General features: G+C 72.2%; 10 protein-coding genes. 7 read left to right on the forward strand and 3 right to left on the reverse strand.

Annotated features, from left to right (window positions below; translation table 11 throughout):
• From Q0L15_RS02440 to Q0L15_RS02450, 3 genes are all read left to right on the forward strand, one after another.
• Nucleotides 1-2,212 (forward strand): aconitate hydratase (locus Q0L15_RS02440; RefSeq protein ID WP_296601988.1); only part of this gene is annotated, 2,212 nt, incomplete at its 5' end.
• A gap of 121 nt (nt 2,213-2,333) precedes the next feature.
• On the forward strand, nt 2,334-3,629 hold the full coding sequence (locus Q0L15_RS02445) for a hypothetical protein (RefSeq protein WP_296601989.1): 1,296 nt from the start codon (nt 2,334-2,336) through the stop codon (nt 3,627-3,629).
• Entirely contained in the window at nt 3,616-4,122 is a 507-nt protein-coding gene (locus Q0L15_RS02450) for a SigE family RNA polymerase sigma factor (protein ID WP_296601990.1), read from the forward strand. Before Q0L15_RS02445 ends, Q0L15_RS02450 begins: the two co-directional genes overlap by 14 nt.
• Here the strand turns inward: Q0L15_RS02450 and Q0L15_RS02455 are convergent.
• Complete coding sequence (locus Q0L15_RS02455; RefSeq protein ID WP_296601992.1) at nt 4,106-4,390, reverse strand: hypothetical protein; 285 nt, start codon at nt 4,388-4,390, stop codon at nt 4,106-4,108. The genes Q0L15_RS02450 and Q0L15_RS02455 overlap by 17 nt on opposite strands.
• A gap of 111 nt (nt 4,391-4,501) precedes the next feature.
• On the opposite strand from Q0L15_RS02455, the gene Q0L15_RS02460 reads away from it, so the two are divergent.
• Nucleotides 4,502-4,804: a thiamine-binding protein gene (locus Q0L15_RS02460; protein WP_296601993.1), complete on the forward strand. Its 303-nt coding sequence runs from the start codon at nt 4,502-4,504 to the stop codon at nt 4,802-4,804.
• A 4-nt stretch (nt 4,805-4,808) separates the two neighbouring features.
• On the opposite strand, the gene Q0L15_RS02465 is transcribed toward Q0L15_RS02460, so the two are convergent.
• Nucleotides 4,809-5,600 carry a GNAT family N-acetyltransferase gene (locus Q0L15_RS02465; protein WP_296601995.1) on the reverse strand — a complete coding sequence of 264 codons (792 nt, stop codon included), beginning with the start codon at nt 5,598-5,600 and terminating at the stop codon, nt 4,809-4,811.
• A gap of 36 nt (nt 5,601-5,636) precedes the next feature.
• Here Q0L15_RS02465 and Q0L15_RS02470 point away from each other — a divergent pair, with 36 nt between their 5' ends.
• Both Q0L15_RS02470 and Q0L15_RS02475 read left to right on the forward strand, forming a co-directional pair.
• Nucleotides 5,637-6,038, forward strand: a complete 402-nt coding sequence (locus Q0L15_RS02470) for a YjbQ family protein (RefSeq protein ID WP_296601996.1) — start codon at nt 5,637-5,639, stop codon at nt 6,036-6,038.
• Between the two features lie 225 nt (nt 6,039-6,263).
• Nucleotides 6,264-6,467 carry a cold-shock protein gene (locus Q0L15_RS02475; RefSeq protein ID WP_296601997.1) on the forward strand — a complete coding sequence of 68 codons (204 nt, stop codon included), beginning with the start codon at nt 6,264-6,266 and terminating at the stop codon, nt 6,465-6,467.
• 81 nt (nt 6,468-6,548) lie between these two features.
• Here Q0L15_RS02475 and Q0L15_RS02480 read toward each other — a convergent pair whose 3' ends face one another.
• A complete protein-coding gene (locus Q0L15_RS02480) occupies nt 6,549-6,788 on the reverse strand; it encodes a hypothetical protein (RefSeq protein ID WP_296601999.1) in 240 nt (79 codons plus the stop codon).
• 474 nt (nt 6,789-7,262) lie between these two features.
• On the opposite strand from Q0L15_RS02480, the gene Q0L15_RS02485 reads away from it, so the two are divergent.
• Nucleotides 7,263-9,645, forward strand: a 2,383-nt coding sequence (locus Q0L15_RS02485; RefSeq protein ID WP_296602000.1) for an FtsX-like permease family protein, incomplete at its 3' end; no start/stop codon positions are given.

The raw sequence follows: 9,645 nt of genomic DNA on the forward strand, positions 1-9,645 counted from the left end.
CGGCGAGCTGCTGGCCTACCCCGACACCTGCGTCGGCACCGACTCCCACACCACGATGGTCAACGGCATCGGCGTGGTCGGCTGGGGCGTCGGCGGCATCGAGGCGGAGGCCGCGATGCTCGGCCAACCCGTGTCGATGCTGATCCCACGCGTCGTCGGCTTCAAGCTCTCCGGCGACCTGCCCGAGGGCTCGACCGCCACCGACCTGGTGCTCACGATCACCGAGATGCTGCGCAAGCACGGCGTCGTCGGCAAGTTCGTCGAGTTCTACGGCCCCGGCGTCTCGGCGCTGCCGCTGGCCAACCGCGCCACGATCGGCAACATGAGCCCCGAGTTCGGCTCGACCATCGCGGTCTTCCCGATCGACGAGGAGACCGTGAAGTACCTCGAGCTCACCGGCCGCAGCAAGGAGCAGCTCGCGCTGGTCGAGGCCTACGCCAAGGAGCAGGGCCTCTGGCACGACCCGTCGGCCGAGCCGCGCTACAGCGAGAAGCTCGAGCTCGACCTGGCCACCGTGGTGCCGTCGATCGCCGGCCCGAAGCGTCCCCAGGACCGCATCCAGGTCACCGACGCCAAGCCGTCGTTCCGCGCCTCGCTCAAGGACTACGTCGAGGGCGAGGAGGAGAACGGGTACGACGAGTCCGTCGCCGAGACGTTCCCCGCCTCCGACCCGGCCACGAGCAACGGCCACGGCCAGGCGGCGCCGCCGAGCGACCACCTCTCCGCGGCCCCCCGCGACGGCGGCCGCAAGAGCGACCCCGTCGAGGTCACGCTCGAGGACGGCACGACGTTCACCCTCGACCACGGGGCGGTGACGATCGCGGCGATCACGTCGTGCACCAACACCTCCAACCCGTCGGTGATGATCGGCGCCGCGCTGCTGGCGAAGAAGGCGGTCGAGAAGGGCCTGCAGCGCAAGCCGTGGGTCAAGACGACCCTGGCCCCCGGCTCGAAGGTGGTCTCCGACTACTACGAGAAGTCCGGGCTCACGCCGTACCTCGACAAGCTCGGCTTCAACCTGGTCGGCTACGGCTGCACGACCTGCATCGGCAACTCCGGCCCGCTGATCCCCGAGGTCTCGGCCGCGGTGAACGAGAAGGACCTCGCGGTCACCTCGGTGCTCTCGGGCAACCGCAACTTCGAGGGCCGGATCAACCCGGACGTGAAGATGAACTACCTCGCGTCCCCGCCGCTGGTCGTCGCCTACGCGCTCGCCGGGTCGATGGACGTCGACCTGTTCAACGACCCGCTGGGCCAGGACTCCGACGGCAACGACGTCTTCCTCAAGGACATCTGGCCGGCGCCGTCGGAGGTCGAGGAGGTCATCGCCTCGGCGATCACCTCGGAGATGTTCTCCAGCGACTACGCCGACGTGTTCGCCGGCGACGAGCGGTGGCAGTCACTGCCGACGCCCGAGGGCAAGACGTTCGCCTGGGACGAGGACTCGACCTACGTCCGCAAGCCTCCGTACTTCGACGGCATGCCCGACGAGCCCGAGCCGGTCACCGACATCGAGGGCGCCCGGGTGCTGCTCAAGCTCGGCGACTCGGTCACGACCGACCACATCTCGCCCGCGGGCGCGATCAAGAAGGACTCGCCGGCCGGCACGTACCTGGCCGAGCACGGCGTCGAGCAGCGGGACTTCAACTCCTACGGCTCGCGTCGCGGCAACCACGAGGTGATGATCCGCGGCACGTTCGCGAACATCCGGCTGCGCAACCAGCTCGCTCCGGGCACCGAGGGTGGCTTCACCCGTGACTTCACCGGCAACGGCGAGGTGACGACGGTGTTCGAGGCCTCGGAGAAGTACCTCGCCGCCGGCACCCCGCTCGTCGTGCTGGCCGGCAAGGAGTACGGTTCGGGCTCCTCGCGTGACTGGGCTGCCAAGGGCACCGCGCTGCTCGGCGTCAAGGCCGTGATCGCGGAGTCCTACGAGCGCATCCACCGCTCCAACCTGATCGGCATGGGCGTGCTGCCGCTGCAGTTCCCCGAGGGCCAGAGCGCCGAGTCGCTCGGCCTGACCGGTGAGGAGACGTTCTCGATCACCGGTGTCACCGAGCTCAACGAGGGCCGCACCCCGAAGACCGTGAAGGTGAAGGCCGGGGACCTGGAGTTCGACGCGGTCGTCCGCATCGACACCCCCGGTGAGGCGAACTACTACCGCAACGGCGGCATCATGCAGTACGTCCTGCGCAACCTCCGCCGCGCCTGACCCACCTCCACGTTGACCCGCCCGAAACTTTCGGGCGGGTCAACGTGATTTCGGCGGGGGACCCCTCCTTTTCGGCTGCTCGTGACGTGGGTAGAGGTGTGAGCACCTTCTGGGAGGGCCGATGACCACCTCGCTGCACGACCGCCTCGCCGCGCTGGCCGACGACGCGCCTCCGGGCGGGCCCGCGCCCGGGCTCTGGGACCGCGGACGCCGGGTCGCCCGGCGCCGCCGGGCCGGCACGGCGGTGATCGCCGCGGTCGTCGTGCTCGCGCTGGGTGCCCTGGGCGCCCTCGACTGGAGCCTCTCGCGTCCCGAGCTGGCACCGACGGACACCGATGCGCTCCCCGCGGAGATGCGGTTGCCCGACCACTTCTACGAGCCGACCCACCGCCTTCCGGGCACTGAAGGACACCCGATCGGACCGCTCGTGGCCGTGCTCGGCGGCGATCGGGCCGGGCAGGAGCTCAACGGCATCGCCGGCGTGTCCGCGGAGACCGGCGAGTACCGCTACCTCGACCTGCCCGGCTACGTCGACGGTCACTACCTGTCGCCGGACGGCGCACAGCTCGCCTACTGGTACGGCGTACCGGCCACCGGTGACCAGATGGACGACGGGGTCGACGGGCTCGCGGTCTACGACACCGTGACAGGTGACGTCGCACGGTTCCCGCTGGAGTCGGAGCACGGGGTCTACGCGGAGGGTGCGGCCTGGGTGGGGGACCGGATCTGGTTCGGCTACCAGAGGTACTCGACCGCCGAGCGCCGCAGCACCACCGGGGTCGAGCAGGTCGTCTGGAACCCCGTGACCCAGGAGCACCGAGAGAAGAGCGGTCCGGCGCTGCCCGCCTTCAACCTCGCCTACGGCAACAACGGAGTGCTGCAGGTCGCCGCAGGACGCCGGGTCGAGCTCTGGTCGGCGGACGAGGTGAGCCGCACCAGGACCTTTCGGATCCCCCGGTCCGTCGACGGTCCGGCCTGGCCGAGTCCGAGCGGCGAGCGGTCGGTGGTGATGGCGGATCCCGACGGTCAGGCGACGGCGCCGGGCGAGCCGGCGGCCGTGCTCGTGATGCGCACGGCGGACCCCACACACGTGGACGTGACGCCCGTGCCGGGCACCGAGGTGAGCGGGGTCGTCGGCTGGCGCGACGAGCGCCATGTCGTCGTCCTCGATCAGGACGGCTCGTACTCATCGGTCGACGTCGAGACCGGCGCGTCACAGCCGCTCACGACGGTGGACGAGGGCGCCTACTGGGACCCTCGGCTGGAGGTCGCCCTCGACGCCTGGTCGGCGCCGACGTACGACGCCCCCGCGCCGCAGGACCCGCCCAGCCCGCTGGTGGTGGGTGGCATCGCCCTCCTGGTGCTCGCGGCCGGTGCCACCGCGGCCCTGCAATGGAGGCGTCGTGTCCGCGCCTGACGCGCTGCACGACTCCTTCGAGCAGTACGTCGCGGCCCGCCGCGGGGCGCTGCTGCGGACGGCGTACCTGCTCACCGGCAGCCACGAGGACGCCGAGGACCTTGTGCAGGTGGCGCTGGTGAAGGCCGTGCCGCACTGGGAGCGGATCGCGGACCGCCCGGAGCCCTACGTGCGCAAGATCCTGGCCCGTGAGAGCGTCAGCCGCTGGCGGCGCCGGCGCTGGCGGGAGGTGCACACCGACGAGGTGCCGGAGACACCGGTCGAGGGCCCCAGCAGCGACCGGGTCGCGCTGCAGCAGGCGTTGTCGGCCCTGCCACCACGCCAGCGAGCGGTGGTCGTGCTGCGCTACTACGAGGACCTGACAGAGAAGGAGACCGCGGCCCTCCTCGGGATCGCCGTCGGCACCGTGAAGTCCCAGGCCCGCGACGCCCTGGCCCGGCTGCGTGAGCTGGTCCCCGACCTCGAGCCTGAGCTCGTCACGCCACGCGGATGACGACCTCGTCGACGTAGTCGGGCAGCACCTCTTCGACTGCTGCCGTGACCTCCTCGGGATCGATCTCCTCGGGGAGGCTGAACGTCACCGTGACGCGCGTGGGCGCATCTGGTCCCCGATGGCCGTGGCGGCGGCAGCGGGTGCAGTGGTCGATCTGGGTCAGGACCGTGGCGTGCGCCTCGCTGTGCAGTCCGCCCTCGGTGCCGTGCAGGCTCGAGAGGGCCAGGGTCAGCATCTTCAGCTCGTGACGTGCGCAGATCTTCCTCATCCGTGTCCTCCGATTCGTCGAACACCCCCTGCGCGGGCCGCAGCACGCGCTCCAGGTCCAACTCCGCAGCGCTCGAAGGGTCACGGTCGCTGGCTCGCTACGGTGGATCCCATGATCGTGGCGTTCAGCATCTCCCCGACCACCGGCGACGAGACCGGGGGTGTCTCCGAGGCGGTCGCCGCCGCCGTTCGGGTGGTCCGCGAGTCCGGGCTGCCCCATGAGACCAACGCGATGTTCACCAACATCGAGGGGGAGTGGGACGAGGTGATGGCCGTGGTCAAGCGAGCGGTCGACGTCGTGGCCGCGGTGTCCCCGCGGGTCGGGCTCGTGCTGAAGGCTGACATCCGCCCGGGCTACGAGGGCCAGCTGAGCGCCAAGGTCGAGCGGGTCGAGCGGCTGCTGGCCGCCGAGTGACCGGCTAGATCGCGGGCTTGCGGAACGCCTGGAGCTGGGTCTCGGTGTCGGCGAAGCCCACCGACCGGTACACACGGATCGCGAGGTAGTCGGGGTCGGCGACCATCACCAGCGTCTCGGCGCCGAGCTCGTCGAGGCCGAACCGGCAGACCTCGTGCACGAGCGTGCCGGCCAGCCCGCGACCGCGCGCGTCGGGGTGGGTCTTGACGTTCTGGAACCGCGCCAGGCCGGTGCTCGCGACGAACAGCCCCATCGAGGCCACCAGCCGGTCGCGGAGGAAGGCGCCCCACCACTCGCCCTGGCCGCGCCCGGTCATCGCGCGCTCCGCCTCGGCCTTGGCTCGCACGAAGGCCCGCCCGGTCTCGCTGTCCTCGTGCTCGCCGGCGATCCCCAGAGCGACCTGCTGCTCCCAGTCGTCGTCACTGCGCAGCGGCCGGTACGTCGCCTCGCGGTTCGGTCGCGGGGGCTCGTGCACCGCGGTCGCCGTCATCACGGTCGAGGCCTCCACCTCGAGGCCGGCGTCGGCGAACGCGGCGAGGTCGGCGAGGGTGCCCTCGGTGCCGTCCACGCCGAAGGCGACGTGCACCGACCCAGGGTGCGCGGCGGCGTTCAGCGCGAGCCAGCGCGGGACCTCGTCGGGGGCGGGAGGCCGGGCGAGCAGCACGAAGTTGCCCCACCAGTACGTCGGATTGTCCGGCGTGCGCACCACGACGTGGTCGTCGTGGTGCTCCACCTGGCTGCCGGAGGCCGCCAGGAGCGCGAGATCGGTCCGGTAGGCCAGTGAGCGCACGTCCACGGCGCGACCGTAGCGGCCCGTGGCACGATCGGTCGCGTGGATTCGGAGACCCGCAGCTATCGCACCGGCACGCGCGAGACCGTGCTCGACCTGACCGAGGACTGCCGCGACTTCGTCGCCGGGCGCGGGGACGGGCTGCTGCACGTGTTCGTCCCCCACGCCACCGCGGGCATCGCGATCATCGAGACCGGCGCGGGGAGCGACGACGACCTGCTCGCGGCACTCGGCGACCTGCTGCCGGCTGACGACCGGTGGCGGCACGCGCACGGCAGCCGCGGCCACGGTCGTTCGCACGTGATGCCGGCGCTGGTCCCGCCGTACGCCACGGTCCCGGTGCTCGGCGGGCGGCTCGCGCTCGGCACCTGGCAGAGCGTGTGCCTGGTCGACCTCAACGTCGACAACGCCGAGCGTGAGGTGCGGCTCAGCTTCCTCGGCTGAGGATCCTGCGCCGTCGGCGAAGGGGGGATCGGGCGCCGCACTGCTAGGCTCGCGCTGTTGAAGGGACCCCAGGTCCCTCGGTGCTCGATCTCGAGCCCCGGTTCGTCTCACTCACACCTTGGTCTTCGGTCAGCTGGACATCAAGCGCAGCGCAGATGTCTTCAGCTCCGTGGCCGGCGCGTATCGCCGACCATGTCGACCCGAACGAGAACAAGGATGATCAAGATGGCTCAAGGCACCGTGAAGTGGTTCAACGACGACAAGGGCTTCGGCTTCATCGCCCAGGATGGCGGCGGCCCGGACGTGTTCGTCCACCACACCGCGATCTCCGGCACCGGCTTCAAGTCGCTCAAGGACGACCAGCGCGTCGAGTTCGACGTGACGCAGGGCCCCAAGGGTCCCCAGGCCGAGAACGTTCGCGGCCAGTAGTCACCCGCTGACCTGACGAGGGGCGGGGCCGCGACGAGAGTCGCGCCCCGCCCTTCGTGCGTCTCACGACCTTCCTCGGCGTCAGCGGTCGAAGAGATCGCGGTGGAGCCTCAGCTCTGCCTGCAGACGCCACGGCATCGGCAGGTTCTTCCGCTCGAGAGCGGCCGCGTACGCCTCCAGGGCGAGCGTCAGCTGGTGGCGGGCCTCGGCGAGCTCGCCTGCGGCGGCCTTCTGGTGGCGGTGCCGCTCGACGGCAGTCCGCGCCTCGCGGATCCGCCGACTCAGGGACTCGAGGTCGGGCTCGGGCGCGGCCTGGGCCATCAACACCAGCTCCGGTGGGGCCTCATCGACGTACGCGCCTCGCAGCCACCGGCTCTCGGGAGGTCCACGGCGGAGGCTCCCCGAACGGGCTGGCGCCAGACTACACGCGCTCGCCCCGCGTCCTCGGGCGGAGCGGCCAGAGGACGAGGTCCCGACGGGCCAGGGACCTAGGGCTCTACGCGTCCGGGCAGGAGGCGGCAAGAGTCGAAGGACGCGGGGGATGGGCTCCGCACAGGAAGGGTGCACCATGTCCGGTCGCGAGACGCGCGCGCGAGTTCCGGGGAGTGTGTCGATGGCGGATGTCAGCGCCGTCGGCTCGCTGCCTGCGCGTGCGGGGGCGACCGCTGGCGAGCGGCGGCCACCTGGTTCCGGGAGCGAGCCCACCCCCCGCCACACCCCGGGAGCGGATGTCCCGAGCTGAGCCCGCCGCGGGTGGCATGCTGAGCCGGTGGACAGGTCGGGGGACGGTCACCGGTGAGCGTGCGCTACCGGCCCTTCCAGGCCCTCGCCCTGGCGACCCTGGCCGCGCTCGTGTCGGCATGCGCGGCCTTCGCGCCGCTCTACGACCGGGCCATGCAGCAGGCGCTGACCGACATCGAGGTCGAGCGCGCGGACCCGGCGACGGTCGGTCTCCAGATGAACGCCGGCGCCGACTACATGCTGAACGCGAAGCCGGAGAACCTCCTGTCGCTGGTCACCCCGCAGATGCGCGCCTCCTACCTCGCGCCGGTGCTGGGCTACCGCGCCGCAGCCGGGGTGCTCCCGGGGCAGCCGAGCGACCCGGCGGGCGACCTGGTGTGGCGTGACGGCTGGTGCGAGCAGGTGGTCCTCGTGGAGGGCGACTGCCCCGCCGCCCCGGGCGACATCGCCGTGAGCAGGGCCGACGCGGACAACTTCGGGCTCACGGTAGGCGCCCGCGTCACGGTCACCGCCGCGACCGCCGAGGACGACAGTGCCTCCGAGGCCGGCGCGGACCTGCGGGTCGCGGCCGTCTACGAGGTCGCGTCCGACGAGGCCTACTGGTTGGGCCTCGACCTCACCGGTCGCTCCGGGCTCGCGGAGCCCGGACTGCTGAGCAGGGTCCAGCACGACGTGTGGCTGACCGATCGGTCCACCTTCGACGGCAGCCGGGTGCCGGTCCTGCCGGAGCAGGCCCCGACGCTGGCGCTGCCCCTCGACACCGCCGGCCTCGGGGTTGACGAGCTCAGGTCGCTGGCGACCGGGGTCGAGAAGCTGGCGGAGGCGGGTGCGTCACCGGTCGCGCCGTTCCCGGTCGAGGTGCACTCGGGCTTGCCCGACGTCGCGAAGGACGTGCAGAACCAGACCGAGCAGTCCCGGGTGACAGTTCCGCTGCTGATGGCTCAGCTCGGCCTGCTCGCGCTGGTGGTGCTGTGGCTGACGCTGCTCGCCGTGACCGAGCAGCGGCGCCCGGAGGTCGCGCTGGCGCGCCTGCGGGGACGCGGCCGTCGGGGCGCCCGGTCGCTGCTGGCCGGTGAGCTCCTGCCCGTTGCGCTCGCCGGGGTCGTGCCGGGTGTCGTCCTGGCGTTGGTGGGCACGACGCTCGCGCGAACCGTCGCCCTTCCCGGTCATGCACCCTTCGAGACGGGCGTCCGGCTCCTGGCGGCGGTGGGTCTGGCCATCGGCGCGCTCATCGTGCTCACGATGCTCGCGGTCGCCCGGGTGGCTCGTGAGCCCGTCGAGACCCTGCTGCGGCGGGTGCCGCCGCGGCGCAGCAGCTGGGCGATGGGCACCGGCGACGCCCTCGTGGTGGCCGGGGCGGGCTCCCTGGTCGTGGTCTTCGCCACCGGCGGGCTGGACGGTCCGGTCGCCCTGGCCGCGCCCGGGCTCCTCGCGGTCGTCGTCGGACTGGTCCTGGCCCACCTCACGACTCCGCTCGCGGCGGCGACCGGACGCCGGGTGCTGAGGCGCGGCCGGGTGCGGGCGGCCGTGAGCCTGCTCGACGCCGCCCGCAGTCCCGCCACCCGCCGCGTGGTCGCCATCGTGACACTCGCGTCGGCGTTGGCCGTCTTCTCCGCCGACGCGCTCGTGATCGGGCAGCGCAACCGTGCCGCCGCCTCCGAGCAGCAGGCCGGCGCCCGCCTGGTCGCCGACGTGGAGGGCGGGGACCTCGCGGCGGTGCGGGACGCCCTCAGCGAGGTCGATCCGGACGGCCGGGAGATGACGCCCGTGGTGCGCATCCGGCCGCCGGGCGCGGGCTCCGTCGAGACCGTGGCCGTCGTACCGGACCAGTTCCGGCGCGTCGCGCTGTTCCCCGGCGGGGCGCCCTCGGAGCAGACCTGGCGGCTGCTGGACCTGCCCGACGTGGACCCCCTCGAGGTCACCGGCACCCGTCTTGGCGTCACGGTGGCGAGGTCGACGCTGCAGACGACTCGCGCCGACGGCGAGCCGGGCCCGCTGTCGCTCGGGGTCGACCTCGTCACTGCGGAGGGCGAGACGCTGCACATCACCCTCGGGTCGGTGGACGACACGGTCGACCACGCGAAGCTCGAGGTCCCGTCGTACTGCCGCGAGGGCTGCTTCGTCTCCGCGATCTGGCTGCACACGCTCCCGGGCGCCTCGATCACCGGCTCGCTGACGCTGCGCGACCTGCGGGGCGACGCCCCGGTCGCCATCGGGCCCGCCACCCAGTGGACACCGGTCAACGACAGCGCCGAGGGCCGGATGCGGGCCGAGTCGACGGACCCGGGCCAGCTCATCCTCGAGGTGCAGACCGACGGTGCCGCCGAGATCAGGATGCCGCAGGTGTGGCTGCCGAGCCGCGTTCCGGCGCTGCTGACCGGTGGCCTCCCGCCGGGCGCCGCGGAGAGCCTCTTCGACCTCAGTGGCCTCGACGGGA

The organism is Nocardioides sp. (assembly GCF_024509035.1).
GTDB lineage: Bacteria > Actinomycetota > Actinomycetes > Propionibacteriales > Nocardioidaceae > Nocardioides.

Bases quoted from the DNA above. Each gene is read 5' to 3' on its own strand.
- Q0L15_RS02445 (WP_296601989.1), top strand. From the start codon at position 2,334: ATGACCACCTCGCTGCACGACCGCCTCGCCGCGCTGGCCGACGACGCG.
- Q0L15_RS02455 (WP_296601992.1), bottom strand. From the start codon at position 4,390: ATGAGGAAGATCTGCGCACGTCACGAGCTGAAGATGCTGACCCTGGCC.
- Q0L15_RS02460 (WP_296601993.1), top strand. From the start codon at position 4,502: ATGATCGTGGCGTTCAGCATCTCCCCGACCACCGGCGACGAGACCGGG.
- Q0L15_RS02475 (WP_296601997.1), top strand. From the start codon at position 6,264: ATGGCTCAAGGCACCGTGAAGTGGTTCAACGACGACAAGGGCTTCGGC.
- Q0L15_RS02480 (WP_296601999.1), bottom strand. From the start codon at position 6,788: ATGGCCCAGGCCGCGCCCGAGCCCGACCTCGAGTCCCTGAGTCGGCGG.